The following is a 26,161-nucleotide window of genomic DNA, read 5'->3' as shown; positions in this document are numbered from 1 at the left end:
GGCGAGATTATCACTACACCCCACTAAAGCAGAGGGTATTTTTCTCAAAAAAGTGATGATTGGAGCTGTGCGGGCGTTCATTTCTGACGCGCGCGAGTCTGATACAATTTGTTCGTTATTGTTTGAATTGACGTGAGCGTGGAACAGCGAGGACTCATCGTGATTAAAGCGGAGCGACAGGATAAGGTTCGGCAGCTGCTCGAGGAACAGGGAACGGTCTCGGTCAAGGAGATTTCGGATGCGTTAGGTGTCTCGGATATGACGATCCGCCGTGACCTTGAGGAGCTTGCGAGCCTGGGCGAGATCGAGCGCGTGCACGGCGGAGCCCGCAGTGCGCAGGGCCGTCCACACGCTATGCTGCGCCATGAGTATTCGCACAGCGAAAAGCGCACGAAGCATGCCGAGGAAAAGTTGCAGATTTCGCGCCGTTCTGTGGAGCTTATCGAGGAAGGCTCGACCATCTTTTTGGGCACGGGCACCACGGTTGAGCAGATGGCCTCGATGCTGCCGGCGTTTCGCCTGCGCATTGTGACCAATTCGCTTTCGGTGTTTAACCTGCTCGAGGCGCGCGAAGACTGCGACCTGTGCCTGGTGGGCGGCATGTACCGTCGCCGCACCGCCGCTTTTGTGGGACCAACGGCCGAGGATACCCTGCGTGCGCTGGGCATCGACGCGGCGTTTATCGGTGCCAACGGCATTCTGGACGGCGACGTGTCTACATCCAATATGGAAGAGGGCCGCATCCAGCAGCTCGCCTTTAGCAAGGCCGACTCGCGCTATCTGATCGCCGACTCCAGCAAGATCGGCAAGCGCGACTTCTACACCTTCTGCCGCCTGGACAATTTGGACGCCGTGGTGTGCGAGCCGGGCATCGCCGCCGAGGATCGTGCCGCCATCGAGGAACACACGCAGGTTATTTGCTAGTTATCGCTACGGGATTGCCAACGGGTGATGCGGGAGGACTTTTACCTCCTGTCATTGTGGAAACCAGCGCGTCAGCGCTACGCGATATGACGCGCAAATAAGGACTCCACTATCAAATCGTCTCAACCTGTAACAGGTAGGGGTGAAACCACCAACCAGATGTTACAGATTGAGACAATTCGGCGGGGTCTACCTTGTTTGTCTCGATCTGTAACGGTTAGGACTTAAAAACTCGGCTACGTGTTACAGATCGAGACAAAAGAAAAAGAACATTAGGACTTGAAAATAAAGTTTTGATAAGGGATTCGCCCAGTTAAGACGGTGCGGCAGACAATTGAGATTAGTTTGCCTCCGGAGTCGTAAGCATAATGAGTCAGTTCGATGACCGGAAGTTTTGCAACACCATAATTACTGGCTTCGGAATCGCTAAGCTGACGTGCTCTATAGCTTTCCCTAACAGATTGGATAGACTTGGACAAGTCGTCCATGATTCTGCTAAATGCCTGAAAATCTAACTGGTTATTCGGAACGCGCGACTTTGAAATGAAGAACGTATCAGCGCCTATGAAGCTGCCTTCAAGTTCGTAGGTCAATTCAAGACGCTGAATTTCATCGCGACTTTGACATCCAAATTGTTGGAGCATCATTACGGAAATTGGACGACCTGATGTGAGGCCGCCGAAATGTTTGGTGATGGCATCCGGATCAACGCCATCGCAATGGCTTGCAAAGTCAAAGTCTAAAAGTGAATTGAGCTCGCTAACGCTTTTCGGTGCAACAAACGATCCCTTACCTTGGATTCGATAGATACTTCCACGACGTTCCAGCTCACTCATGGCAAGTCGGACGGTTGTTCTGCTTACGGCGTATTCGTCGCAGAGTTCCATTTCTGTTGGAAGTTTATCGTCTGCTTGATATTCATCGACGATCTGCTTGAGCAGCGCGTCGGTGAGCTGTAAATAGAGTGGCCGTTTTTCGTGTGTATCGAGCATTAGAGCCTCAGTTTGCATGTTGGTTATACCTGATGGTTGCCTCAGTCGGGATGTAACGTGGGCAAGGTAACCTTAACGTATCATAGAGCGGCTCAGCATGACGATCTGATGCCTGTATCCACGAAGGGCTTGTCCGAGCGTGAAGATATTCTGGGGCAGGCAAATACCGTTCATGGAGTCCCCGATATGTTGGAGGTCGGCGCCGGCTGCTTTTGCTGCAAGGCCTATTTTCTTAATGGTCTCGCTGTCGCAGGAGTCTTGACTCGTCCCGTTCGCCGCCATGACGAGAACCTTCTCTTCAATTGACTTGCCTACGTTGTGGGATCGTACAAAGTCTACGATGGCGCGCAGGTCTGCTTCTTGGAAGCAAGGGACGGTGTAGGGGGCTGGCACGAGAAGGATATCGACGCCGAGGTCAACAAACTTGCGCGCAATTTCGAGCGTCATGACAGGTTCCGCAACGCCCGCTCCATGCATTTTTCCGGCTATGACCAGGCCATTGAAATGCTCTTTGGAGAGTTTAATCGAATGGGCGATTGCATCGTTGGAGACGCCGGTTCCAGGGTTGCCCGTCAGGCAGATAAAATCAAATCCGAGTTCGTTAGCCTTTTCTAAGGTCTTGGGAGAGACGCGACGACCCATGGGGATTTCCGTTCGGGATTCAGACATCTCTGCCTCGTTATCAACTGGCTCCAGATTGACGCCAATGGGCCTTCCGCATGCTCGCTTCACCCAAGTGACCGGGTTTTCATTGAGATCATCTGGAATACCGGCAATAACTGGATCGAACACATCGAGCGCGTTAAACAGAAGCAGGTCGGCACCTGCGGCACGTTCGATTTCTGCATTAGTAACGCCGCCGAGAAATTGGGAAGAGGGTACGTTTTCCGCCATGATGGTACGTCCCTCGGAAGCCAGAATTGCCTGCTTTAGATCCATGGGTGACGTGGCGGCAAAATCGGATGCGGACATGTTCAGTAATCGTTTGGGCATTGTTACTTCCTTTGACTAGAACGACAGGCTTGTGACATTGTCTCTAATATTGTTACAACAATATGTTCAATATGTTATATCCAATCGGTGAACGGTTGCAAGCTTATTGTACTGCTCGGAAAAAATAGCCTTTAGCTGGGAAAACCTTATATTAATCAACTACCGTTCACCGAATAAGTATTTGAATTCTTGACATATCGATAAAGCGGAAAAAGAATTGGTTATGACAAATCGCGCAAATGATATTACATTTCGCACAAGAACGTATTCACTTGCATAAGTGGATACAAACGGGGACGACGACGGTTGAGTCCGGATAAATCGTTACGTGCCCGGGAATCATGAAAGGATGTGTTATGGACGCTATCGTCAAATTCCTTGAAAAACACCAGCCCCTCTTCGACAAAATCTCGAGGAACATTTATCTGGTGGCGATCAAGGATGGCTTTCTCTCGAATATGCCAATTGTGCTGTTCTCGAGCCTGTTCCTTCTTCTTTCGACGCTCCCTGCCTATGTAGGCATCACGCTTCCGTCTGAGGTGCTGGATTTCTTCAATAAAATCTATGCATATACCATGGGGCTTCTTGGCATTATGGTGGCCGGCACCACGGCGAGCTCACTTGCCATGTCGATGAACCGTCGCATGCCTTCGGGCAAATCTCTCAACCCCACCTCGTGCATGGTTTGTGCCATGTGCGGCATGCTCTTGCTATCGGTGACGAACGATGTTGTCTCGATTGGCGGAGCAGATACATCTGTTTTTGAAACCGGCTATATGGGGACCAAGGGTTTTCTCGCTGCGTTCGTAGCCGCATTCTTGACCGTTAATATCTATAAGGTGTGCATTAGCCATAATGTGACGATCAAGCTCCCCAAAGAGGTCCCTGGCTCTATTGCGCAGAGTTTTCGCGATATCTTTGCATTTGGGTTTTCGATCCTTGCGTGCGCTTTTATCGATCTTGCGAGCCGTAAGCTGCTTGCTGTGCCGTTCGCCAATTTGGTATCCGCTCTCATCTCGCCGCTGTTCTCCGCGGTCGACACCTATCCTGGCATGGCGCTTATCGAAGGCGCCGTCGCACTTTTCCAATTTATGGGTATCCACGGTGCTTCGGTTGTCATGAGTCCGATCAATGCTGCGCTCTACGGCAATACCGTTACCAATCTTGAGGTTTTCCAAGCAGGTGGACACCCGTCAATTGCTCTCACGCAGGACTTTACAAGCTTCATCGGCGGTCTGGGCGGTTCTGGCTGCACGTTCATCGTTCCTATTATCCTGATCATGTTTATGCGCTCCAAGCAGCTTAAAGCCATGGGCAAGGCATCGATTATCCCGGTGATTTTTGGAGTTAACGAGCCCGTTATCTTCGGTATGCCGATTGTTCTCAATCCCTATATGTTCGTGCCCTTCCTAGTGGCTCCTATGGTCAACGCCATTATCGGTAAATTTTTCATTGACGTCATTGGAATGAACGCCCCCATGTATACCATGCCGTGGGCGCTTCCCGGCCCAATCGGTGCATTCCTCACCACGGGTCTCGACCTGCGTTCTCTCGTATTGATGGCAGTGCTGTTGGTCGTTGACTTTGTGATTTACTATCCGTTCTGCAAGGCGTATGACCATCAGCTTTGTTTGGAAGAGTCTGCAAAGGAGACTGCAGGAAACTCGGATGCAGATGCTATTGCCGCGCAGGAAAATGTCGCAAAAGCTCTCGAGGCGGTAAAGGACAAGGCGGAGCAGATCCGCGTGCTTGTGCTTTGCCAGGGTGCCGGCACTTCGACTCTCTTGGCAAATGCTCTTCGCGAAGGTGCCGCTGCTAAGGGTATCGATCTGGTTTCTCAGTCCGGTGCGTACGGAAGCCACTATGAGACGATGGATCAGTACAACGTGATTGTTCTGGCACCCCAGGCACGCATGTACTATGACGCTATGAAGGTCGATACCGATCGCCTTGGAATTAAACTGCTCACCACAAGGGGCAAGGAGTATATCGACCTTACCAACGATCCCGAAGGTGCAATTGACTGGATCGTTCAGGAGCTGGCCAAATAGTGGATGCACTTCGTCGTTGATTCGTCGGTGTATGGTACGGCCCCGCAGCTTATTGAGCTGCGGGGCCGTATTTCGTTGAGTATCTAATTGAGACAATGCGCGCAACCGTCGTGAGATCGCATTGGCGCTCTCCGAGTCACCGACAAGCTGACTTTCATCTATGTGACCAATTCGCTTTCGGCCTTTAGCCTGCTCGAGGCGCGCGAGGATTGCGAGCTGTGCCTGGTGGGCGGCATGTACCGCCGCCGCACCGCCGCCTTTGTGGGGCCCACGGCCGAGGATACCCTGCGCGCGCTGGGCATCGATGCGGCGTTTATCGGCGCCAACGGTATTCTGGACGGCGACGTGTCCACGTCCAACATGGACGAGGGCCGCATCCAGCAGCTCACCTTTAGCAAGGTCGATACGCGCTATCTGATTGCCGACTCCAGCAGGATCGGCAGGCGATACATCTGCCCCCCTGCCGGCGCGGGGGTACCGCTTTACAATGACGCGCAAATAACTTTGAGCAACAAGGATGAGGCTATTCTGAGATATGACTAGACTCCGTATCTCGTCTTTATGTCCCTTGAGAATGAATCGTAGTCTTCATAGAGCCCTTCTCTGCTTTCATCCTCGGCGTGGTTTACACGTTCAAGGAGCTTATCCTTTGAAGCCTCTTTTGTTATTGCGGCCTCGCCATCGGGTATTGTGGCTTGCAAGAATAGTTCTAGAGCATGGACGTCTTTGAGTATGTAGCCCGTCGAACGACCCGCTCCTGTTTTTTCGATTGCGCTGCAACTAACAAGCTGGCCGAGGGCTCGTTTAACGGTTACCTCGCTGATATCGGGGCAGCTGGACCGGATGTCGGATTTCTTAATGACGCCGGGTCTCTGTTGAAATAGAACAGCGATGCGCGCTTGCTTCGACATGGGACGAGTGCTTGATTCAATTAAGGTACGCTGCTCGAGCTGTCGGTAGGCGGCCAGGGTTGTTCCGAGCATGAAACGGATAAAGGGTACTTCGGTGTTTTGATTTTCATTCCATCCAGTGGAGCTTGCAGCGAGGGCGTTGTAGTAAAGCGCTTTGTTGTCTTCAATAAGTCGTTCGATGCTGATGTAACGCGCAACATCGTATCCAGTCTTTTCGAGCAGCAGCGTTGTAAGGAGCCGGCTCATCCTGCCATTGCCATCGTTGAAGGGATGAATGCTAACAAAATCGAAGATAAAGCGGAGCGATATAAGGAGGGGATCGCAAACTTGGCGAGATAAAGCATCGTTGAGGGACTGGCAGGCTTCTTTAATAAGTCCCGGGGTTGCTAGAGCCGAAGGGGGCCTAAAGCGCACAAATCGATTACCTTGATCGTCAATGGAGACGATTTCGTTATCGCCATCTTTCCAATGGCCTCCATACGAGATTGCCGTGTGCGCCATGAGGTCACGATGCAACTGCAGAATGACCGATGGCGTTACGGGAATGGAATCGTGTTGCTCGTGAATAAGCGACAGCACATCTCGGTATCCAGCGATTTCTTCCTCTGCGCGGGAGCTTGGCTTGGCGGAATACGCCATGATCGCTTTGAGTCTTTTTTGGGTGGTAACAATTCCTTCAAGTCCGTTGGAGGATCGGGTGCTTTGGATCTTAGCCTCCTCCATTAGGGACGATAGAAGCTCGGGTTTGACTTGACTCAGAGCAAGCTGACGGCCTTTATGCTCGCGTATCGAGAGGAGGAGGTTGGTGATTGGAGTTGCTTCGAGTTCCGCTGGGACTGTGGTGTAATCGAACTGGCGCATGCGGCTCCTTTCGGTATCACGAACATACTTTCGATATCATAATACCATTAAATGATACCGAAAGTATGTTCGTGATACCGAAAACTGGAAACCATGGTTCATAACTGCTTGGAAAGTTCGGATTTGACTATCTTATTGTCTCGATCTGTAACAGTTAGACGGTTAAAAGTGGGCTACGTGTTACAGATTGAGATCTTTCAGCCCTGGTCGCCCGTTCGTCTAAATCTATAACAGTTAGGATTGAAAATCCCTGCTAGATGTTACAGATCGAGACAAACGGCCTGCTCGGGCCGAGCCAAAAAAATCGGCCGCATGCGAACCCGTGGAGGGATTCGCATGCGGCCGACAGGGGGTATGCGGCTTGAATTAGGCCATGAGCAGGCCGGTCTCCGCGACGTTCTTGTACCAGTACGCGCTCGCCTTGGGATAGCGCTTCTGGGTCTCGAAGTCGATGTAGAACAGGCCGTAGCGCTTGTTGTAGCCGTTGGTCCAGGAGAACTGGTCCTGCAGCGACCACACAAAGTAACCGTCGACGTTTACGCCGCCGTCGATTGCCTTGAGGATCCATGCGAGATGCTGGCGCATGTAGTCGATGCGAGGGGCGTCGTCGATAAAGCCGTCCTCGAAGTCGTCCTTATAGCCCATGCCGTTCTCGGTGATGTAGATCTTCTTGTAGTTGGGGTAATCGTTCTTAATGCGGAGCAGCAGGTCGTAGAGGCCCTCGGGATAGATGATCCAGTCCCAATCGGTGGTGGGTACGCCTTCGCGCACGCATGACTCGCCCACGCCCTTGAGGAACCAGCGCGAGGAGCCCTTGTCGCCGGTGCCATTGTGGTTGATGTCGTTTTCGCCCTCGGCGGCACGCAGGAACTGGCACTTGTAGGTGTTGACGCCCAGGCAATCGTTGTAGGGGAGCGCGGCGGTCAGCGCGGCGATGTCCTCGTCGCGGACGTCGAGCTCGCCGCCGGCGATATGGGCCAGCTTGGTCGCGGCCTCCATGGTGTCGGCTGCATAGTGGCCGCGGAAGGTGGCGTCGAGTACCCAGCGGTTGTTGATGACGTCGGCCATACGAGCCGCCTCGCAGTCGGCAGCGCTGTTGGGATCGAGGGGATACTTGGGCTCCAGGTTCTGGACAATGCCGATCTCGCCCTCAAAGCCGCCCTCATGGAAGGCGACGACAGCCTTGGCGTGGGCCACCATCATGTTGTGCATGAGCTGGAAGGCCTTGTCCAGGCGGTACTTCTCGCCGTGCGGCCAGTTGCCGACGATAAAGCTGCCCTCGGCGGTTGCGGGAATCTCGTTAAAGGTAAACCAGTGCTTGACCTCGGTGAACTCGGCAAAGCAGAACTTGGCGTACTCGACGAAGGCGTCGATGGTCGTGCGCGTCAGGAAACCCTCGCCGCCGTTCTGGTAAAAGGCCTCGGGCGTATCGAAGTGATCGAGCGTGACATAGGGGATAACGCCAGCTTTGTTGCAGGTGGCGAAAAGCTCGTGATAGAAAGCGACACCCTCGGGGTTAATCTCGCCGGTGCCACTGGGGAAGATGCGGCTCCAAGCGATGGAGACGCGAATGCCGTTAATGCCGAAGCGCTGGCACAAGTCGATATCGACCGGATATTTGTTGTAGAAGTCGCTTGCGGGGTCGGGGGAGAAGCGACCCTGAGCAGCCAGGAAATCGTCCCAGGGCACTTTGCCCTTGCCGTGCGTGCGGGTCTCGCCCTCAACCTGGTAAGCGGCGGTGGCGCCGCCAAACACAAAGCCGTCGGGGAACTGCATGGGGTTGGTCATGAGTCATCCTTTCTGTGGGATACGAATAGGGAGAGGTGCCCGAACTGGGGATCCGGGCACCAACAGAGGGAGGAACTAGTCGAGGTTCTCGCGGAGCCACTTGATGGCGCCAGCGGGGTCGCGAGTAAGGTCGATATATTCCTTACCGCGCGGGGCGAGCAGCTTAATGCCCAGACGATCGGTGTCGGCCTTCATGTCGTTGTAGTAGCTACGAACCTGCGGAGCGAGCACGATGACGTCGTACTGATCCATGATGGCAGTGTGCTGGCCATAGGCGCCTGCGGAGGAAGCGATGTTCTCTCCGGTCTGTGCGGCACCTTCCTTGATGGCGTTGGCAAGCATGGCAGAGGTGCCGGCGCCGGCGCACAGGACGAGGACCTTCAGGCCATCGACATCCTTCTTGGCGGATGCATCGGCAGCGGGCTCGGGCTGATCGGCGACAGGCTTGCTGTCGGCGGCGGCAACGGTCGTCTCGACGGAAGCGGTGGCCTGCTCGACAGCGGGCGTAGAGGCGTTGGCGGCGACGGAAGCGGCACCATCGGACTCGAGTCCCAGCTCGGCGGCGCGCTCGGCCTCCTGGTCGCAGAGCAGCTTATCGTATGCCTTCAAGAACGGCAGGTAGATGATGGCGTCCAGCAAGATGATGATCGCGACAAATACCAGGGCGATAAGCTGGAAGTTCGTGGTGATGAAGATGCCGATGGGGGCAGGGGTAGCCCAAGGCACCACGAAGGAGAAGCCGTTCATACCCACATTGTCGATAAAGAACTTGGCAACACTCACGTTGACGCAGCCGGCGGCAACAAAGGGGATGAGCATGTAGGGGTTAAGGATCATCGGCGCGCCAAAGAGCAGCGGTTCGTTGACGGCGAAGGCAACAGGGACAATCGAGGCCTTACCGACGGCTTTGAGCTGCTTGGACTTCATGAAGAGAATCAGCAGAAGCGGCACGATGAACGTGGCGCCGGTGCCGCCGAACTCACCCACGAGCGACATGTTAAAGGTGAGGGAGTGGGCGGGGTGGCCGCCTGCCAGCAGAACCTGCAGGTTCTCGGCCTGGTTGGCAAGACGGATGGGGTCGATGCCCGGCTGGACGATCGAGGGGCCGTGGACGCCGATGAACCAGAAGAACGCGGTGGCTGCCTGGATAAGGATAAGGCCAGGATAGGTTTCTGCAGCGGTAAAGAGCGGGGAGAGCAGTTTGATAAGCAGCTCGGAGAACGGAACGCCCATGAGGTTGCGCACGACGACATCGATGATGCCGCAGATGATGACGGCGCCGCCAAAGGGGATAATGTCGCGGAAGTTCTGAGCGATGGCGCCCGGGACCTCCTTGGGCAGCTTAATGGTCAGATCGCGCGAGACGCAGAATTTGTAGACCCACACGGTGATGAACGCGGCGATATAGGCCGAGAACAGACCGCGCGTGCCCATGCTGGTGCAATCGAAGACCGAAAGTTCGGAGCCGTTGAACTTGGTGGTGAACTGCGTAACGGCGAGCAGCAGCATGCTGCACTGGGCGGCCACCATGGTGGAACCGTCGTTGAGCACTTTGCCGGCGGGCATGCGACGGTTCATGGAAGCCGTGAAGTTCTTGGCAGTGGTGCCAGCAACCATGATGCCCATAACGCCCATGGTGAAGTTGTACAGCTTGTTGCACCAGTCGATAAGCGGCTGGGGCAGCGTGATGCCGACTACGCCGGGAAGGGTGGCGATCAGCAGGAAGATCGAAGAGGTGAGGACGATGGGCATGCACCCAAGGAATCCGTCCTTAATGGCCTGGAGGTAGACGTTCCTCGAGATCTTCTCAAAGAACGGTTGATGCTTTTCGAGCATCTTTACGATGGCGTCCATAGAGCTCCTTTGCTACTTAATGCGCGACGCATGTGGATGGAACTGGTCGTCGATGGATGGTCAGGACTGCCCGGAAACCTTCCTGCTTAAGGAAGGCATTGCCAAATGACAACGTTGTCATTTCGTTAATGACAACGTAAGACATTTTTGGAAGAGCAACAAGGATTTACGGGTGAACGGTCGATATTGTCCGATAAACGGCTGATTTGTCAGTCGGGCAGGTAGTGTATGCTAGAACACAAAAAACAAGCGATGCAAAACCGACTGGAGAAGCAGTGGCAACGATGGACAAGAAAAACGTCTCGATGAACGATGTGGCGATTGCCGCAGGTGTTTCTCTCAAGACGGTGTCGCGTGTGATCAACGAGCCCGATAGCGTGCGAGAGTCGACACGCGATAAGGTCCATTCGGCAATGGAGGCGCTCGGGTTTCGAACCAACTTTGCCGCGCGTTCACTCAAGTTGGGCCGTTACGGGTGCATCGGCGTGGTGATGTTCCACTTGTCGGGCGGTGCCGTGGACATGATTGACGGTATCGCCGATGCCGCCGAAGAGCGAGGCTTTGCTCTCACGATGATCAAAAAGCGGGCGGGGGAGAAGATGACCCTTGCCGAAGCGGCGCGTAGGATGTCGCAGCTGCCTGTTGATGGCATGATCTTCAACCTGCGCCAGATGGTCGATGACTTTGATACCTTTGAGGCACCGAAGGACCTCAAGACGGTGATTATCACGCCGATGGAGCATCCTACCTGCTCCACCGTCAGTGACGACCAAGAGGGTGGCGCGCGCATGGCGTGCAAGTACTTCTTAGATCACGGGCACAAGAACGTGTACTTCGTCTCTGGTAAGAAAGAGTCGCTGTCGAGCCAGTGCCGTATGAAAGGTTGGCGTGCGGCGCTCGAGACGCATGGCATCGAGCCGCCCGAGCCTCTGCAAGGCGATTGGAATGCGGATAGTGGCTATGCCGCGGGCCTTGTGCTTGCCGATAAACCCGATTGCACGGCGGTCCTCGCTGCTAACGACTGCATGGCAAACGGCGTGATGATGGCTCTACGTGACAAGGGACTCAGTGTGCCCGACGACGTGTCCGTGATCGGCTTCGACGATGAGCTCTACAAGACGATTCCCAACTCGATTCTGACGTCGGTGAAGTTTCGCCACCGCGAGCTGGGCATCCGTGCGCTCAACGAGGTCGTTGCGGGCCTAGAAGCTCCGAGCTCCAGAAGCCGTACGCTTGTCTCGGGTGTGCTGGTCGAGCGTTCCAGCGTAAAGGACCTGCGGGCGTAGACGTGCTCGGCCTGTTCGTCTAAATCTGTAACAGGTAGGGCCGAAAATCTCAGCTAGTTGTTACAGATTTAGACAATTCGGTCCGGTATATTCCGTTTGTCTCGATCTGTAACGTCTAAGCGGTCAAAAGTGGTCTACATGTTACAGATTGAGATTTTCGGCTTGGCCTGTGCGTTCATCTCGATCTGTAACAGCTAGGACCGAAAAACTCGGCTAGATGTTACAGATTGAGATGAACAGGAGGACGGGTGCGGTCTAAACAAAATGGCCCGCGCATCACACATCGATGCACGGGCCATTTATTGTCTGCAAGCGGCAGGTGGTGTCAGCGTCTTATGCCTCGAGGTTTTCCTCGATCCAGGCGACGGCGCCCTTGGGATCCTTAGTGAGGTCGATGTACTGTTTGCCCTTGGGCGACAGCAGCGTGATGCCCAGGCGGTCGGTGTCGACCTTCATCTCGTTGTAATAGGTGCGAACCTGCGGAGCCAGGACGATGACGTTGTACTGGTCCATGATGGCGTAGTGGCTGCCGTAGGCACCGGCGTTGGCGGTAATGTCGATGCCCAGCTCGTCGGCGCCTTCCTTAAGCGCGTTGGCGAGCAGTGCAGAGGTGCCGGCGCCAGCGCACAGAACCAGAACCCTCAGATCCTTGCCCTTAAGGGCGGACGGAGCTGCGGAGGCCTCAGTGGCAGAAGCGGTCTCGACAACAGGAGCCTCAACGGCGGGGGCGGCAGCGGTCTTGACGGCCTTGGTCTCCTCGGCCTCTTCTTCGGCCAGGGTCTCGGCCTCCTGCTTGCACAGGACGTTGTCGTAGGCCTTGCAGAACGGGTAGTAGATCAAGAAGTCAACGACCAGCAGGACGACAACCAGGACCAGAGAGATCGGCTGGAAGTTGGTGTCGATGAAGGTGCCGATCGGTCCGGGGAGTGCCCACGGCATGGCATAGATAAAGCCGTTCATGCCCAAAAAGTCGATGAAGAACTTACCAATGAGGACGTTGGCCACGGGGGCAAACAGGAACGGGATCAGGAAGTACGGGTTGAGGATGATGGGCGCGGCGAACAGCAGCGGCTCGTTGACGGCGAACATCACGGGTACGACAGAGGCTTTGCCGACGGCCTTGAGCTGCTTGGAGCGCATAAAGAGCAGGAAGATGATCGGGACAATGAACGTGGCGCCGGTGCCGCCGAGTTCGCCGATGTAGTTACCGAAGTTCTCGGTCAGGGCGAGGGCGGGGTGACCGCCGGCCTGCAGCGTGGCGAGGTTGGTGGTGATGTTGCCAAACAGCGCGGCGTTGAGGGCAGGCTTAACGACCGAGGGGCCGTGGATGCCCATGAACCAGAACAGCGGGATCATGAACCAGATGAGGGCGAGGCCGGCGTAGGAATCGGCAGCGGCGAACAGCGGGCTCACCAGCGTGGAGATGACGTTGGCAAACGGGACGGCCAAGCAGGTGCGGCAGATAACGTCGATGACGGCGACAAACAGGATGGAGAAGCTGAAGGCGAAGATGTCGCGGAAGTTCTGGGCGATGGCGCCGGGGACTTCTTTGGGCAGCTTGATGGTGATGTCTCGCTTAATGCAGAAGGCATAGATGTTGACCGTGGCAAATGCGGCGACAAAGGAGCTCAGCAGGCCCTTGGTGCCCATGTTGTCGGTAAAGAACACCGAGACATCGGCGCCGTCGATCTTGGCACTCGTCTGGGTAACGGCCAAGATGAGCATAGCGCACATGGCGGCGACCATGGTGCTCGTGGCGTTGATGGCCTTGCCGGCAGGCATGCGGCGGTTCTTGGAGCCGGTCAGCGCGCTTGCGGTGGTGCCGGCGACCATGATGCCCACGACGCCCATCGTGAAGTTGTAAACCTTGTTGCAGAAGTTCACGACGTCGACGTTCCACCAGTCGGGCAGCGTAAAGCCGCCGACCGTGGCGACAACGCCCGGCAGGGTCGAAATAAGCAGGAAGACAGAAGAAGACAGGATGATGGGCATTGCTGCCAAAAAGCCGTCTTTAATGGCCTGAAGGTAGATGTTCTTAGAGACCTTGTCGAAGTACGGCTGACCTTTCTCCAAGAACTTAACGATCGATTCCATAGTTCACGCTCCTCTTTGCATGAAATCTTAATGGCATGGACGTTGAAAACCTATATGGTCTCCCGCTTGCTAAAAGCCCGGGTGCAGGCGGGGTCGGTCCCAGGGGGAGAGAGGGGAGCGGCTGGGTTTGTATCGCATAGGGCCGCTCCCTTCTCGGGGGAAAGCGAGGCGATGCGCTACTGCGCGTCCGCCATAGTGTCGGCGAGCTCCTTGTACCAGAGTGCCGACTGCTTGATGTAGCGTTTTTGCGTGTCGAAGTCGATGTAGAACAGGCCGTAGCGCTTGTTATAGCCATTGGCCCACGAGAACTGGTCCTGCAGGCTCCAGATAAAGTAGCCCTGGACGTCGACGCCCTCGGCGCGCGCCTGGAGCACCTTCTCCATGTGCTGGTCGACAAAGTCGATGCGCTCGGGATCGGCGACGATGCCGTTTGCGTCGGGCTCGGGGTCCTTGTGGCCCAGGCCGTTTTCGGTGATATAGATGACGGGGAGGTTGGGATAGGTGGCGCTGATGTGCTTGAGCGTGTCGTAGAGGCCTTGCGGGTAGATGAGCCAATCCCAGTCGGTGGTGGGGATACCCGGCATATCGACCTGCTGCCCGACGCCCTTAAACTTAAAGCACGAGGTGCCCTTGTCTCCGGTGCCGTTAAAGCTGTTGGTGGACTCGCCATCGTAGGCGGCGATAAACGCCGACTGATAGTAGTTGAGGCCGAACATATCGTTGCGGGGCGCCGCCTTGGCGAGCTCCTCCATGTCGCTGTCCTCAACCGTAAGTGTGGCGTTGTTGGCACGCAGAATCTCGTTGATGAGTGAGAGGGTGCGCGCGGAGTAGTGACCCAGGAAGGCGCCGTCCATGATGAAGTCGGTGTAGAAGGCGTTGTACAGGTCGGCGGCGTGCTGGTCGGCGGGCGAGTCGGTGGCAGGATATGCCGGCGTCAGGACGTTGACCATGCCAATGCGTCCGCCCAGGTGCTCGGTCTCGTCAAGATCCTTATACAGGTTGACGGCGCGGGCGTGGGCAACGAGCTCGTTGTGCTGGCTCTGGATGCCGCTCGTCACATCAAAGTGATGGTTGGGCGGGAAGTTGCCTTGGATGTATTGGGAGTGCGAGAGGCTGATGAGCTCGTTGATGGTGAACCAATTCTTGACCTCGCGGAACTCGCGGAAGCAGAACTCGGCATAGCGCACATAGGCGTCGACGGTCTTGCGGTTGAGCCAGTCGCCCGGGTTGAACAGGGCGGCGGGGGAGTCAAAGTGATGTAGGGACACATAGGGCTCGACGCCATACTTTTTGCAGCAGGCGAACAGCTCGTGGTAGTGCTTAACGCCCTCGGCGAGGGGTTCGGCATCGTCGCCGTTGGGGAAGATGCGGGTCCAGGCGATGGACACACGAATGGCGTTGAGTCCATGCTCGGCAGAAAGGCGGATATCCTCCTCGTAGCGGTTGTAGAAATCACTGGCCGGGTCGGGCAAAAAGCGACCCTGGGCGACAAGGTAATCGTCCCACATGGTCTTACCCTTGCCTGCCACCTTCGTGGAACCTTCCGTTTGGTACGCGGCGGTTGCGGCGCCCCAAACAAAGCCCTTCGGCAGCTGCTGTACGCGGTTTAGCAAAGACATATGCATACACCCTCTCGTCTCGCTGTTCGATATTGTGCGTTTGCGCTCAGGAGGCTCCCTGGTTAGCGTTCAGCGGTGAAAAAGCCCGATAAACACTATCTTAAAATGATTAGAACCAAAATGAGCACGTGAATATTTGACAATGAGCACGTTAACATCCGGCTGGGATGTATAGAAACAAAACAACTTCAAACAGCCGCGAACGGTTGTATTTGTTCGGTAAGCGGTTTTGATTGACAGAAGTTTTCATGTTGTGGTATATGGCTCGGGTATCATGAGCACGTTATCAATGTATGTACGATGCGCCATGGGCGCGGGGAATAGTTGGGAAGCAGGTTAGCGTGGAAGGCATGGATCAGCAGACAAGGAATGGTCGTTCGGCGAGCGCGGCAGAGGTTGCGGCGCTCGCTGGCGTGAGCCGCCAGACTGTGTCTCGCGTGGTCAACGGTATGCCCAACGTGACGGAAAAGACGCGCAAGCGTGTGCTGGCCGCCATGGAAGAGCTGGGCTTTCGTCCCAATTTTGCTGGAGCGGCGTTGCGCGGCGGGTCGTATCGTTCTATTGGCCTGTGCATGTACAACATCACACGTGTCGGTAACCTGGCGACGCTCGAGGGTATCATGCAAGCGGCGCGCGAGCACGATTTTGCCGTCACTATGATCGAGATGGGCGGCGACAAGCCCTATGCACTTGCCGATGCCTCGCGCCGCATGGTCGAGCGACCCGTCGACGGCATGATTCTCAACATGAACCGCATGGCTCCCGATTTTGAGGAGTTTGTTCCCCAGCCGGGAGTGCGAACGGTCATCCTGTCCATGTATGCGCATCCGCGCTGCACGACGATCGACTCCGACCAGTATGGTTCGTGCGAGCTGTTGACCAATTATCTGCTGGAACATGGTCACTCGAATATGCGGTTTGTGGCGGGTCCGGAAAACTCGATTTCCTCGCGTTTTCGTGAGGCCGGTTGGCGCGATACGCTGGGTCGTGCTCATGTCGATGCCGCTCCGATGCTGCGTGGCGATTGGAGTGCGGACAGTGGGTACGCCATGGGCGAGCGGATTGCGGCCGAGGTGCTTGCCGGCGGGTCGCAGGCGCCGACTGCCGTGCTTGCGGCAAATGACCAGATGGCGCTGGGCGTTATCGCCGCGCTCGAGAACGCGGGCCTGTCCGTGCCCGACGACGTGAGCGTGGTTGGTATCGACGACGCACTCGAGGGACTTGTTCCTCACAATCGGCTGACGACGCTGCGATTTGATTTGCGCGGTGTCGGTAAGCTTGCGTTTGAGGCGGCGATTGGAGAGAGCTCGTCTATCGAGGCGATTCATGTGCCGAGCACGCTGGTCGAACGCTCGACTGTTAGGGACATACGGGGTTAGGTCCTACTCCGTTTGTCTTGATTTGTAACAGGTAGACGGTCAAAAGCGGGCTACGTGTTACAGATTTAGATTCTTCGGAAAGAGCAATCCTGTTCGTCTCAATCTGTAACAGCTAGGGCCGAAAATCTCAGTTAGATGTTACAGATCGAGACAAACGGTTCCTGACCAGCCCAAAAACAAAAAGGCCAGGGGCGGCGCGCCGTGTGACGTGCCGCCCCCCCCGGCTGAGAAATGGGGACAGGTTATGTGGGCAGGCAACCCCGCTAGTCTTTAGTCCAGACGACGGGTCTGCGCCACGTGCTTGTACCAGTAGGCGCTTGCCTTGGGCGTGCGCTTCTGGGTTTCAAAGTCAACGTAGAAGAAGCCGTAACGCTTGTTGTAGCCATTGGTCCAGGAGAACTGATCCTGCAGGCTCCACAGGAAGTAGCCGCCCACGTTGACGCCCACCTCCATAGCCTTGAGCAGCCAACGCAGGTGCTGCTCGATGTAGTCGATGCGCGGCTGGTCATCCACAAAACCGTCCTTGTAGGGGTCCTTGTAGCCCATGCCGTTCTCGGTGATGAAGATCTGCTTGTAGTTGGGGTAGCGCTGCTTAATGTAGATGAGCAGATCGAACAGACCCTCGGGATAGATGATCCAGTCCCAGTCGGTGGTGGGGATGCCGGGCTTGTTCACATGCTCGCCGATGCCCTTGACGCGCCAGCGGCCGGTGCCCTTCTCGCCCGTACCGTTGTGGTGCAGGTCGTTCTCGCCATCGTAAGCCTTGAGGAAGCGGCACTGGTAGTTGTTAACGCCCAAGTAGTCGTTGTAGAGCGCGGCCTCGCGCATAATCTCGAGGTCCTCGTCCAGGATCTCGATGGTGCCGCCCGAGATGGCCGCCAGGCGGTTGGCGCACTCGAGGGTGTCGGGCGCGTAGTCGCCGCGGAAGGTGGCGTCGAGCAAGAACTGGTTCTGCAGCACGTGCTCGTTGTTGGCGGCCTTGATGTCAGCGGGGTCGTTCTCGTTGAGTGGGTACTTAAACTCCAGCGACTGGATGACGCCAATCTTGCCCTTAAAGCCGCCGTTGTGGAAGGCCAGCACAGCCTTGGCGTGGGCGAGCATCATGTTGTGCTCGCACTGAAAGGCCTCGGCCAGATGAGCTTTGACGCCACCGGGGAAGGTGCCCTCGATGTAGGTGTTGGAGGCGTCCGCCCAGATCTCGTTAAAGGTGAACCAATAGGTCACCTGGTCGGCGTACTCCTTAAAGCAGAAGGTGGCAAAGTTCACAAAGGCGTCGATGGTCTCGCGGTTGAGGAAGTCGCCCTTCTCAAAGAGGGGCAGCGGCGTGTCAAAGTGATGCAGCGTGACAAACGGCTCAACGTGGTGCTTGTGGCACTCGGCAAAGAGGTCGTGGTAGAACTGGACACCCTCGGGGTTGATTTCGCCGGTGCCGTTGGGGAAGATGCGGCTCCAGGCAATGGAGAGGCGGATGCCGTTGATGCCAAACTCCTCGCACAGCTCCAGGTCGACGGGGTACTGGTTGTAGAAGTCCGAAGCGGGATCGGGAGAGAAACGCCCCTGGGCCTCCAGAAAGTCGTCCCAGGCAACCTTGCCCTTACCATGAGTGCGGGTCTCGCCCTCTACCTGGTAGGCAGCGGTGGCGCCGCCAAAGACAAAGTCCTCGGGAAACTGCGCGGGCGGGTTGGTGACGCTAGCAGGGTTAACGGACATGATGATCCAATCGTCTAAATCGAAGGGCCAGCCGGTCTTGGATGGTCGGCTGGCCCTAAGCGTTACTTACTTCGACAGTTGCTCGCTCACGAAGGTGAGAGACTTGTCGCCGTTCTGGGAGAGCTCGATGTACTGCTTACCGCGGCAAGCGACGCACTTGTTGCCCACGCGCTCGCAGTCCTTCTGCAGGTCGGCCAGGTAGCTGGCTGCCTGCGGGGCCAGGACGACCAGGTCAAAGTCGGGGAGCATGTCGACGTGGTTGCCATAGGCCTCGGCAGCGGTCTCCAGATTGATGCCGCGCTCCTTGGCAGCCTTGGCCAGCGCGTTGGCGAGCAGGCCCGAGGTTCCGCCACCCTGGCAGAGCACGAGCACGCGCTTGCCGTTGAGGTCGCTGGCGGTCGTAGCCTCGGCAGCGGGTGCTGCGGAAGCGGTGGGGGCGTCGGCCTTCACGGCCTCGGCTGCGGCACCGGCGGCAACGCTCTTGGCATCGGCCTTGCCCTGGAAGGCGTCGTTGAGCTTGGCGGCCTTCTCGGCGTTCTTGGCGGCGAGCTCCTCCTGGGAGATCTCGGCCTCCTCGGCGCACTTCTGGGCGTCATAGGCACGGAAGAACGGATAGTACAGGACAAAGTCGACGACCAAGATAAGGGCGAGCATCACAAAGGCGAGCGGCTGGAAGCCCAAGCCCATGATGGTGCCGATGGGGCCGGGGACAGTCCAAGGCAGGGTGTACATAAAGCCGTTCATGCCCAAGAAGTCGATAAAGATCTTGAGGATCCAGATGTTGGCGATCGGGGCAAAGACAAACGGGACAAAGAAGACGGGGTTGAGCACGATGGGCGCGGCGAACAGCAGCGGCTCGTTGACAGCAAAGCACACGGGGACGATGGCTGCCTTACCGACGGCACGCATCTCCTGGGATTTGGCCAGGAAGCAGAACATAAAGACCAGGACGAGCGTGGCGCCGGTGCCGCCCATGCAGACGACGAAGTACTGGGCACCCTGGGTCAGGACAGCGGAAGCGTGCTGGCCGGCCTGGAACGCAGCCAGGTTGTCGGTCATGTTGGCAACGAGAGCAGCGGCGATGGCGGGCTCGACGATCGAAGGGCCGTGGACGCCCACGAACCAGAAGAGGCTCATGGCGCCGTAGATTACAGCGAGGCCGATGTAGCCGTCGGCAGCGGTGAACAGGGGCTGGAACACCTGGATGACGCCCTGGGCAAAGCAGAAGCCAAAGGCAGCGCGGAAGACGATGTCAAAGACCCAAAAGACGGTGATGCAGACGGAGAAGGGGATGATGTCCTTAAAGGTCTGCGAGATGTTGGGCGGAACCTGCTCGGGCATCTTGACGGTGATGTTGCGCTTAATGAAGAACTTGTAGATGATGCCGGTCACAAACGCAGCGATAAAGGCGGTCAGCAGGCCCTTGGAACCAAGGTAGGTCGTGTTGAAGCCGCTGGCAGCGTCCGTGGCGATCGTGTCGCTCGAAAGGAGCAGGAAGCCGATGATGGCCGCGCACATGCACGAGATAAAGTTGATCTGGTTGTTCTTGGGCAGGTCGCGGTTCTGGGCGTCGGCGAAGTGCTTGGCCGTGGTGGCGGCACAGGCGATGGCCAGGATGCCCATGGAGTAGTTGTAGCACTTCCACAGGGCGTTGTTGATGTCATCGGGCCAGTAGAAGCCCCAGATGTTGGGGACCGAGGCTACCAGGCAGAAGATGGACGAGAAGATGATGATGGGGATGACGGAGATAAAGCCGTCGCGGATCGCCTTGAGGTACTTGTTGCGGGCGATCGCGTTGAAAAAGGGCTGGCCCTTTTCGATGATGGCGATGAGTTGCTCCATGCAATGCTCCTAAGAGTCGGTGGGTTGGCAACGATGGTAGCTGTTGGCGTTCGGTTGCCAAAATGTTGACGTTGCCATTTTGCGACACAAAAAAAGACGCGAACCAGTGGTTCCTGTGCCTGCGAACCATCGATTCCTTATGCGTAAACGTTTGAGCCGCCCGGTGGCTCTGTGTTTGCGCAATGGCAACGTTAACATTCGGGCGACAAAAGCCGTTCGGGGAAGCAAGATTGTCGGTGAACGGTAGGTTTTGGGTGGTAAACGTATTGTGGGGGGAGGTGTTGGATATACTTGAAGGCGTTCATTTGACTGCGTAGGGTGCCGCCAATGGCATCGTTGACATAGAAAGATCGACCTATGGCCGCTGTTAAAAAATCGGTTTCCGTTAAGGACGTGGCGCGTCTCGCGGGCGTCTCGGAGCAGACGGTCTCGCGCACCGTGCACGATTCGCCCAGCGTGCGCCCCGAGACCAAGGAGCGCGTGCGTGCCGCCATGCGCGAGCTGGGGTATCGTCCCAATTTTGCCGGTCGATCGCTGCGCCGCGGCAAGTTTAAGACCGTCGGTGTCGCCATGTTCAACATTTCCGGCACCGGCAACCTCGACCGTATGGAGGGCTTTACCGCTGCGGCCGACAAACACGGCTATGCCATCACTCTCACTAAAGTAGACGGGCATCCGTATACCCTCGAGAGTGCATCGTCGCGCATGAGCGCACTTCCGGTGGATGGCATGGTTGTGATCATGAATCGCATGCCGGCGGACTTTGGCACCTTCGAGCCGCTGCCCGGTATGCAGACGGTGCTCGTTACCATGCTGGAGCACCCGCTCTGTTCAACGGTCGATAACGACCAGTTCGATTGCTCGCGCCAGGTGGTCGAGTACTTGTTGGAGCAGGGGCACAAGACCGTGCACTTTATCTCATGCCCCGAGCGCTCGCTTTCGGGCATGCAGCGCGAGGAAGGCTGGCGTGAGACATTGCGCGCACATGGTATTGAGCCGCCGCGACTCGTCCGTGGCGATTGGACGGCACAGAGCGGATATGCTGCCGGTCAGGCTCTAGCGGACGATCCGACCTGTACTGCCATCTATGCTTCCAACGATGCCATGGCCTACGGCTGCATTCGCGGGCTCGAATCGCGCGGAAAGCGCGTGCCCGAGGACGTGAGCGTGGCGGGTGTTGATGACAGCCTGGGCGACATCGTGCCCGACCGTCGCCTGACCACGGTGCGCTTTGACAACAAGCGCGTCGGCATGTGGGCGGTCGACAAGATTGCCGGCGCCGATGGGGGTGCGTCTGGCGTGGAGCACATGCTGATTCCCGGTGAGCTCGTAGAGGGCGATACGGTGCGCGATTTGCGTTAGGGTGCGGTCCTGTTTGGGTTGCCGCTAACTGTGTTCGATATTGTTCAGATTGGTTTAAAAACCGTTCACGGGCGAAAAGTGACCGTTCATAGTTCGAAATTACGTTTTGCGCTGTTCTTTTTTGTTTGAATGTTATTGTTTCTGTCATACACAACGCAGCGCGTATGCCCGGACGCGATGCTCTCCATTGGTTCATATGTGAAAGGAACGCAATATGGCAACCAAAGAAGAAATCTCGATGGTTGGATTCGAGATTGTCGCATATGCAGGTGACGCCCAGACCGATCTGCTTGCAGCGCTCGATGCTGCTCGCGAGGGTGACTTTGAGAAGGCCGAACAGCTGCACAAGGATGCCAGCGATGCGCTCATCGGTGCCCACGACACGCAGACCAAGTTGCTTTCGCAGGAGGCCGGCGGTGGCGAGATGGAGATGACCTTCATCATGGCTCACGCTCAGGACACTCTCATGACCACTATGATTCTGGAGAAGCAGGCCCGCTTTACCATCGATGCCTACAAGCGCATCGCCGAGCTCGAGGCCAAGCTCGCCTAACGAGTCCGCACAATCAAGTCCCCTTCCAAAAGCTCTGCCGCTACCCGCGGCAGGGCTTTTTCTGTCCCCCTCCCCGCAACTCATCCCGAGATAGTCATTGGGGACGTTCTTAAACGACTAGTCATTGGGGACAGTCTTGGTGCGCTCCGTTCGTCCTCCCGTTCGATTTTTGCTCGGTGGGTATACTTCCTTTCGCATTAAACGCCGGACTGAGGAGGTATCCAAATGCCGGATAACGGGTCAATACAAAAAAGAGACGCGCACGAGATGGCTCATGGGCGTCCTGTCCAGATAGCCGAGCACACGACGGTAACCGAGCTGCAGCCCAGTCTGTCCGATGTCGTGTGCGCAAACAAAAAGCTGCAGATTGGCTTTATCGTTGCGCTCGTGGTACTGGCGCTGCTGTCGGGCTTTGTAGCTCGTCCGCATTTCGCCGATACCAAAACTTGGGACTCCACCATCGAGGTCATCGATCAAAAGAAGGGTAACGTACTGGCGCTCACGACCTCGTGCGTGGCGCTGTCTGCGGGCATTACCGCGCTGCCGGGTGATACGGGAACGCCGGTTGCCGAGCAGCTCGCACAGCTTTCAGGCAACCTTGGTATCGTGCTTGCCGTGCTATACCTGGAGAAATATTTGCTCACGATTTTGTGGTCGGTTGGCTTGGGCATCTTAATCCCGTTTTCGTTGGTGCTCTTTGCGGTGTCGCTCGGCATTCACGGGCGCTGGAGCACGAGCGCGGTCATTCGCCGCGTGGCAACGCGTGTGCTGGTGGTCGCCATAATTGGCATGGCGTTGGTGCCTGCAAGCGTTTGGGTGTCGCAGAAGGTCGACGAAACGTATCGCGTTAGCATCGAGGCGGCCGAGCAAAAGGCGGCCGACGCTGCGAGTGCGGCAGATAGCGATAGCTCCAAAACAAGCAAGAAAAAGACCGAGTCAGCAGAGTCCAAGAGCGTGCTCGAGCAGCTTGCCGACGGTGCCTCGGGCCTCGTCACGTCGGTGACCAGCGGCGCCAAGCAGATGACCGATGAAATTGTGCAGCAAGTGACCGATCTCATCGAAGGCGTCATTGTGATGATCGTGACCTCGTGCGTTATCCCGCTGCTGGTGCTCGCGGCGTTTCTATGGCTGGGACACACGCTACTGGGGATTGATATTTCCAGCCCGGCGAACTATTTGACGGGCCGCTTTCTGAGTGCTCCGTCCAAGCACGCCAAGAAGGGCAGGCAGTCTGAGTAGGCGGCAAAGCGTTTTTTGGAAGATCAACTGTAAGAAGGGCGGCCGAGACACGTTCTCGGCCGCCCTTTTGTTTGTTGAATACGCGGTCGCTACGTCCGCGCCGGGTCCAGACGGTCGGCAATCATCCGTAAACGATATTTGTTCAAAAAAGAACAAAGATAAACAAATAATTCTTGCAGTTGATGTTCGAATGTGTTCAAATAAACATGAACAGTGAAGAACCGCACATTCAGATGCCCGGACCTGAACGCGATTCAACACTTCCAAACAGAAACTACGCACCTGCGTATCTCTCAAGGAGGATGTCATGAGGGTTGTAATCGCTTCCGATGCCGACGGTATGTCGATGAAGGAGTCCATCAAGGAGATGCTCATCGCCGACGGTCACGAGGTCGTCGACTATTCCGAGACCCCTGCCGCGGACTTTGTCGATTCCGCGACCGCCGTTGCCAAGGACCTGCTGGAGCACAAGGATTCCCAGGGCTTCGCATTCGATAAGTACGGAGTCGGCTCCTATATGGCCGCCGTCAAGATTAAGGGCATGGTCGTCGCCAATATTTCCGACGAGCGTTCCGCCTACATGACCCGCGAGCACAACGGCTCGCGCATGGTCACCATGGGCCCGGGCGTTGTGGGCACCGAGGTCGCCAAGAAGATCGCCCACGAGTTCCTGCGCGCCCAGTACGCCGGCGGCCGTCACCAGATCCGTGTCGACATGCTCAACAAGATGGCCTAACGAGAGCCACCGAGAACTCGAACTTCTACCTCAACTTGTGAATTCAGACGAAAGGACGTTCTGATGAAGAAGACCATCGCAATCGGTTGCGACCATATCGTTACGGACGAGAAGATCTATCTGGCCGACCGCCTGGAGCAGGCTGGCTACAAGGTGCTCGACTGCGGCACCTACAGCCACACCCGTACGCACTATCCCATCTACGGTAAGGCCGTGGGCGAGGCTGTTGCCAGCGGCAAGGCCGACTTTGGCGTGGCCCTGTGCGGCACCGGCATCGGCATCACCAACGCCGTCAACAAGGTTCCCGGCGCCCGCTGCGCCCTGGTTCGCGACATGACCTCTGCCCTGTATGCCCGTCGCGAGCTCAACGCCAACATCGTGGGCTTTGGCGGCAAGATCACCGGCGAGTTCCTGATGGCCGATATCATGCTTGCCTTCCTGGAGGAGCCCTACGAGAAGACTCCCGAGCACGATGCCCTGATCGCCAAGATCGATGCCTGCAACAAGGCCGACGCCGAGGCTCAGGCCGACCCGCACTTCTTTGACGAGTTCCTCGAGAAGTGGGACCGCGGCGAATACCACGACTAAGGAGGTTCCGGCGTTCTACCGAACGCCAGACCAGTCGACGCTGCGAAGCCATCTGGCGGGCGAGTTGCTCTGATAACACTTTTGCTTGCTGAGCTTGTGTGCTTCGTTTTGGCGGTACCTGGTATTCTGCAGCTTTTTAATTGACGGCTCGCGTTTCTGTAATGGGGCGCGGGCCGGTTTTCTAAACAGGAGTTCAATATGATTCTGACCGTTACCATGAACCCGTCGATTGATACGCGCTATCAGCTCGACAAGCTGATCATCGACGACGTGAACCGTGTGACGCCCGAAAAGACCGCTGGCGGCAAGGGCCTCAACGTGAGCCGTGTGCTGCTGCAGTTGGGCGACGATGTGCTCGCGACCGGTCTGCTCGGCGGACACATGGGTGCCTATATGGCCGAGCTTATGGATGCCGACGGCGTCAAGAACGACTTTGTGCCCATCGCCGGTGAGACGCGCATTTGCCTGAATATTCTGCACGAGGGCAACCAGACCGAGCTTTTGGAGAGCGGCCCGCAGATCGCCCCGGCCGAGCTCGAGGCCTTTACGGCCAAGTTCGCCGAGCTTGCAGCGAAAGCGGACGTTGTGACGCTTTCGGGCTCGCTGCCGCGCGGCGTCGATGCCGGCTACTATGCCGAGCTCGTCAAGATTGCCGAGGAGGCGGGCGCCAAGGTGCTGCTCGACACCTCGGGTGCATCGCTGGAAGCCGCGCTGGAGTCCGACGCTAAGCCCGAGCTCGTAAAGCCCAACCTGACCGAGATTAACGGCCTGCTGGGTACGTCCTTTACGACCGATGATGTCGATGCCCTGCGCGAGGCGCTTGCCGCCGATGGCCGCTTTGCCGGTATTCCCTGGGTTGTCGTTTCGATGGGCGCTGCCGGTTCGGTGGGCTTCCATGAGGGTCGCGCGTTCCGCGCCAAGACGCCCGCGATTGCGGCTGTGAACGCGACGGGTTCCGGCGACTCGACCATCGCCGGCTTTGCGCATGCCATTGCTGCTGGTGCCGACGACGTCACGGTGCTCAAGACCGCCAATACCTGCGGCAAGCTCAACGCCATGGATCCCAAGACCGGCCACCTGGTCATGGATCGCTGGGACGAGATCTACAACAGTGTTGTCGTGACTGAACTGTAGGGTTACGCGGTTTTACCAAACCGCGTAACGGCTCGACGCTGCAAACCCGCCAGAGCGGCAATCTGCCTTTCAACCGCGGCGGCATGACCAGAAGGTCAATGCCGCCTTGTTTCAAGGCACCTTGCTCGCTCTGGCGGGTTTTCGCTGTCGTTGCCAAAACATCGACGTTGCCCTGGTCGCAAGTAGTCGTTGGGGACGTTCTTAAATGACTAGTCAAACAAGAACGTCCCGAACGACTAGTCGTT

General features: G+C 56.8%; 20 protein-coding genes. 11 read left to right on the top strand and 9 right to left on the bottom strand.

The window, feature by feature from the left end; genetic code table 11:
• The first annotated feature begins 159 nt into the window (after nt 1-159).
• Nucleotides 160-924 carry a DeoR/GlpR family DNA-binding transcription regulator gene (locus tag GPK42_RS00275; protein WP_338404300.1) on the top strand — a complete coding sequence of 255 codons (765 nt, stop codon included), beginning with the start codon at nt 160-162 and terminating at the stop codon, nt 922-924.
• Between the two features lie 272 nt (nt 925-1,196).
• On the opposite strand, the gene GPK42_RS00270 is transcribed toward GPK42_RS00275, so the two are convergent.
• Together GPK42_RS00270 and GPK42_RS00265 are read right to left on the bottom strand one after the other, a co-directional pair.
• On the bottom strand, nt 1,197-1,934 hold the full coding sequence (locus GPK42_RS00270) for a GntR family transcriptional regulator (RefSeq protein ID WP_215692688.1): 738 nt from the start codon (nt 1,932-1,934) through the stop codon (nt 1,197-1,199).
• A gap of 54 nt (nt 1,935-1,988) precedes the next feature.
• On the bottom strand, nt 1,989-2,909 hold the full coding sequence (locus tag GPK42_RS00265) for a DUF7916 family protein (RefSeq protein WP_252199994.1): 921 nt from the start codon (nt 2,907-2,909) through the stop codon (nt 1,989-1,991).
• A gap of 356 nt (nt 2,910-3,265) precedes the next feature.
• Between GPK42_RS00265 and GPK42_RS00260 the strand changes: the two genes are divergently transcribed.
• Nucleotides 3,266-4,960, top strand: a complete 1,695-nt coding sequence (locus tag GPK42_RS00260) for a PTS lactose transporter subunit IIBC (protein ID WP_215692686.1) — start codon at nt 3,266-3,268, stop codon at nt 4,958-4,960.
• Between the two features lie 162 nt (nt 4,961-5,122).
• The gene (locus tag GPK42_RS00255; RefSeq protein WP_338404299.1) at nt 5,123-5,503 is read left to right on the top strand and encodes a sugar phosphate isomerase family; all 381 of its coding nucleotides are present in this window, start codon (nt 5,123-5,125) and stop codon (nt 5,501-5,503) included.
• On the opposite strand, the gene GPK42_RS00250 is transcribed toward GPK42_RS00255, so the two are convergent.
• The 3 genes from GPK42_RS00250 to GPK42_RS00240 form a co-directional block, all read right to left on the bottom strand.
• Nucleotides 5,500-6,732: a Fic family protein gene (locus GPK42_RS00250; protein WP_215692684.1), complete on the bottom strand. Its 1,233-nt coding sequence runs from the start codon at nt 6,730-6,732 to the stop codon at nt 5,500-5,502. The genes GPK42_RS00255 and GPK42_RS00250 overlap by 4 nt on opposite strands.
• A gap of 366 nt (nt 6,733-7,098) precedes the next feature.
• Nucleotides 7,099-8,520, bottom strand: a complete 1,422-nt coding sequence (gene lacG, locus GPK42_RS00245) for a 6-phospho-beta-galactosidase (protein WP_197032106.1) — start codon at nt 8,518-8,520, stop codon at nt 7,099-7,101.
• A gap of 75 nt (nt 8,521-8,595) precedes the next feature.
• Nucleotides 8,596-10,374: a PTS lactose transporter subunit IIBC gene (locus tag GPK42_RS00240; RefSeq protein ID WP_161194359.1), complete on the bottom strand. Its 1,779-nt coding sequence runs from the start codon at nt 10,372-10,374 to the stop codon at nt 8,596-8,598.
• Between the two features lie 284 nt (nt 10,375-10,658).
• On the opposite strand from GPK42_RS00240, the gene GPK42_RS00235 reads away from it, so the two are divergent.
• Nucleotides 10,659-11,660: a LacI family DNA-binding transcriptional regulator gene (locus GPK42_RS00235; RefSeq protein WP_215692682.1), complete on the top strand. Its 1,002-nt coding sequence runs from the start codon at nt 10,659-10,661 to the stop codon at nt 11,658-11,660.
• A gap of 333 nt (nt 11,661-11,993) precedes the next feature.
• Here GPK42_RS00235 and GPK42_RS00230 read toward each other — a convergent pair whose 3' ends face one another.
• Both GPK42_RS00230 and lacG (GPK42_RS00225) read right to left on the bottom strand, forming a co-directional pair.
• Nucleotides 11,994-13,754 (bottom strand): PTS lactose transporter subunit IIBC, encoded by a 1,761-nt coding sequence (locus tag GPK42_RS00230; protein WP_215692680.1) that lies wholly within the window; start codon nt 13,752-13,754, stop codon nt 11,994-11,996.
• Between the two features lie 176 nt (nt 13,755-13,930).
• Nucleotides 13,931-15,373, bottom strand: coding sequence for a 6-phospho-beta-galactosidase (lacG, locus tag GPK42_RS00225; RefSeq protein WP_195361262.1), 1,443 nt, complete (start codon nt 15,371-15,373; stop codon nt 13,931-13,933).
• Between the two features lie 350 nt (nt 15,374-15,723).
• Between lacG (GPK42_RS00225) and GPK42_RS00220 the strand changes: the two genes are divergently transcribed.
• The gene (locus GPK42_RS00220; RefSeq protein WP_040358938.1) at nt 15,724-16,752 is read left to right on the top strand and encodes a LacI family DNA-binding transcriptional regulator; all 1,029 of its coding nucleotides are present in this window, start codon (nt 15,724-15,726) and stop codon (nt 16,750-16,752) included.
• Between the two features lie 270 nt (nt 16,753-17,022).
• On the opposite strand, the gene lacG (GPK42_RS00215) is transcribed toward GPK42_RS00220, so the two are convergent.
• Nucleotides 17,023-18,462, bottom strand: coding sequence for a 6-phospho-beta-galactosidase (gene lacG / locus GPK42_RS00215; protein WP_215692676.1), 1,440 nt, complete (start codon nt 18,460-18,462; stop codon nt 17,023-17,025).
• A gap of 66 nt (nt 18,463-18,528) precedes the next feature.
• A complete protein-coding gene (locus GPK42_RS00210; RefSeq protein ID WP_215692674.1) occupies nt 18,529-20,304 on the bottom strand; it encodes a lactose/cellobiose PTS transporter subunit IIB in 1,776 nt (591 codons plus the stop codon).
• A gap of 357 nt (nt 20,305-20,661) precedes the next feature.
• On the opposite strand from GPK42_RS00210, the gene GPK42_RS00205 reads away from it, so the two are divergent.
• The 6 genes from GPK42_RS00205 to GPK42_RS00180 all read left to right on the top strand — a co-directional run bounded on the left by GPK42_RS00205 (nt 20,662) and on the right by GPK42_RS00180 (nt 25,916).
• A complete protein-coding gene (locus tag GPK42_RS00205) occupies nt 20,662-21,666 on the top strand; it encodes a LacI family DNA-binding transcriptional regulator (RefSeq protein ID WP_215692672.1) in 1,005 nt (334 codons plus the stop codon).
• Nucleotides 21,667-21,880: 214 nt separating this feature from the next.
• Nucleotides 21,881-22,219: a PTS lactose/cellobiose transporter subunit IIA gene (locus tag GPK42_RS00200; RefSeq protein ID WP_055252615.1), complete on the top strand. Its 339-nt coding sequence runs from the start codon at nt 21,881-21,883 to the stop codon at nt 22,217-22,219.
• 267 nt (nt 22,220-22,486) lie between these two features.
• Nucleotides 22,487-23,458 carry a hypothetical protein gene (locus GPK42_RS00195; protein WP_215692670.1) on the top strand — a complete coding sequence of 324 codons (972 nt, stop codon included), beginning with the start codon at nt 22,487-22,489 and terminating at the stop codon, nt 23,456-23,458.
• A gap of 307 nt (nt 23,459-23,765) precedes the next feature.
• Nucleotides 23,766-24,194, top strand: a complete 429-nt coding sequence (gene lacA / locus GPK42_RS00190) for a galactose-6-phosphate isomerase subunit LacA (protein ID WP_215692668.1) — start codon at nt 23,766-23,768, stop codon at nt 24,192-24,194.
• 63 nt (nt 24,195-24,257) lie between these two features.
• Nucleotides 24,258-24,782, top strand: coding sequence for a galactose-6-phosphate isomerase subunit LacB (gene lacB / locus GPK42_RS00185; RefSeq protein WP_006234831.1), 525 nt, complete (start codon nt 24,258-24,260; stop codon nt 24,780-24,782).
• Between the two features lie 198 nt (nt 24,783-24,980).
• Nucleotides 24,981-25,916: a hexose kinase gene (locus GPK42_RS00180; RefSeq protein WP_215692665.1), complete on the top strand. Its 936-nt coding sequence runs from the start codon at nt 24,981-24,983 to the stop codon at nt 25,914-25,916.
• Nucleotides 25,917-26,161: the final 245 nt, after the last annotated feature.

The sequence above is a fragment of the Collinsella aerofaciens genome (assembly GCF_018785265.1).
Taxonomy (GTDB): domain Bacteria; phylum Actinomycetota; class Coriobacteriia; order Coriobacteriales; family Coriobacteriaceae; genus Collinsella; species Collinsella aerofaciens_AI.
The sequence above is the reverse complement of the archived record's forward strand: the minus strand, read 5'-3'. Positions and strand labels throughout refer to the sequence as shown.

What these genes read in the sequence shown, in the direction of transcription:
- GPK42_RS00270 (WP_215692688.1), bottom strand. Translation starts at nt 1,934, where the DNA reads ATGCAAACTGAGGCTCTAATGCTCGATACACACGAAAAACGGCCACTC.
- GPK42_RS00265 (WP_252199994.1), bottom strand. Translation starts at nt 2,909, where the DNA reads ATGCCCAAACGATTACTGAACATGTCCGCATCCGATTTTGCCGCCACG.
- GPK42_RS00260 (WP_215692686.1), top strand. Translation starts at nt 3,266, where the DNA reads ATGGACGCTATCGTCAAATTCCTTGAAAAACACCAGCCCCTCTTCGAC.
- GPK42_RS00250 (WP_215692684.1), bottom strand. Translation starts at nt 6,732, where the DNA reads ATGCGCCAGTTCGATTACACCACAGTCCCAGCGGAACTCGAAGCAACT.
- lacG (WP_197032106.1), bottom strand. Translation starts at nt 8,520, where the DNA reads ATGACCAACCCCATGCAGTTCCCCGACGGCTTTGTGTTTGGCGGCGCC.
- GPK42_RS00240 (WP_161194359.1), bottom strand. Translation starts at nt 10,374, where the DNA reads ATGGACGCCATCGTAAAGATGCTCGAAAAGCATCAACCGTTCTTTGAG.
- GPK42_RS00235 (WP_215692682.1), top strand. Translation starts at nt 10,659, where the DNA reads ATGGACAAGAAAAACGTCTCGATGAACGATGTGGCGATTGCCGCAGGT.
- GPK42_RS00230 (WP_215692680.1), bottom strand. Translation starts at nt 13,754, where the DNA reads ATGGAATCGATCGTTAAGTTCTTGGAGAAAGGTCAGCCGTACTTCGAC.
- lacG (WP_195361262.1), bottom strand. Translation starts at nt 15,373, where the DNA reads ATGTCTTTGCTAAACCGCGTACAGCAGCTGCCGAAGGGCTTTGTTTGG.
- GPK42_RS00220 (WP_040358938.1), top strand. Translation starts at nt 15,724, where the DNA reads ATGGATCAGCAGACAAGGAATGGTCGTTCGGCGAGCGCGGCAGAGGTT.
- lacG (WP_215692676.1), bottom strand. Translation starts at nt 18,462, where the DNA reads ATGTCCGTTAACCCTGCTAGCGTCACCAACCCGCCCGCGCAGTTTCCC.
- GPK42_RS00210 (WP_215692674.1), bottom strand. Translation starts at nt 20,304, where the DNA reads ATGGAGCAACTCATCGCCATCATCGAAAAGGGCCAGCCCTTTTTCAAC.
- GPK42_RS00205 (WP_215692672.1), top strand. Translation starts at nt 20,662, where the DNA reads ATGGCCGCTGTTAAAAAATCGGTTTCCGTTAAGGACGTGGCGCGTCTC.
- GPK42_RS00200 (WP_055252615.1), top strand. Translation starts at nt 21,881, where the DNA reads ATGGCAACCAAAGAAGAAATCTCGATGGTTGGATTCGAGATTGTCGCA.
- GPK42_RS00195 (WP_215692670.1), top strand. Translation starts at nt 22,487, where the DNA reads ATGGCTCATGGGCGTCCTGTCCAGATAGCCGAGCACACGACGGTAACC.
- lacA (WP_215692668.1), top strand. Translation starts at nt 23,766, where the DNA reads ATGAGGGTTGTAATCGCTTCCGATGCCGACGGTATGTCGATGAAGGAG.
- lacB (WP_006234831.1), top strand. Translation starts at nt 24,258, where the DNA reads ATGAAGAAGACCATCGCAATCGGTTGCGACCATATCGTTACGGACGAG.
- GPK42_RS00180 (WP_215692665.1), top strand. Translation starts at nt 24,981, where the DNA reads ATGATTCTGACCGTTACCATGAACCCGTCGATTGATACGCGCTATCAG.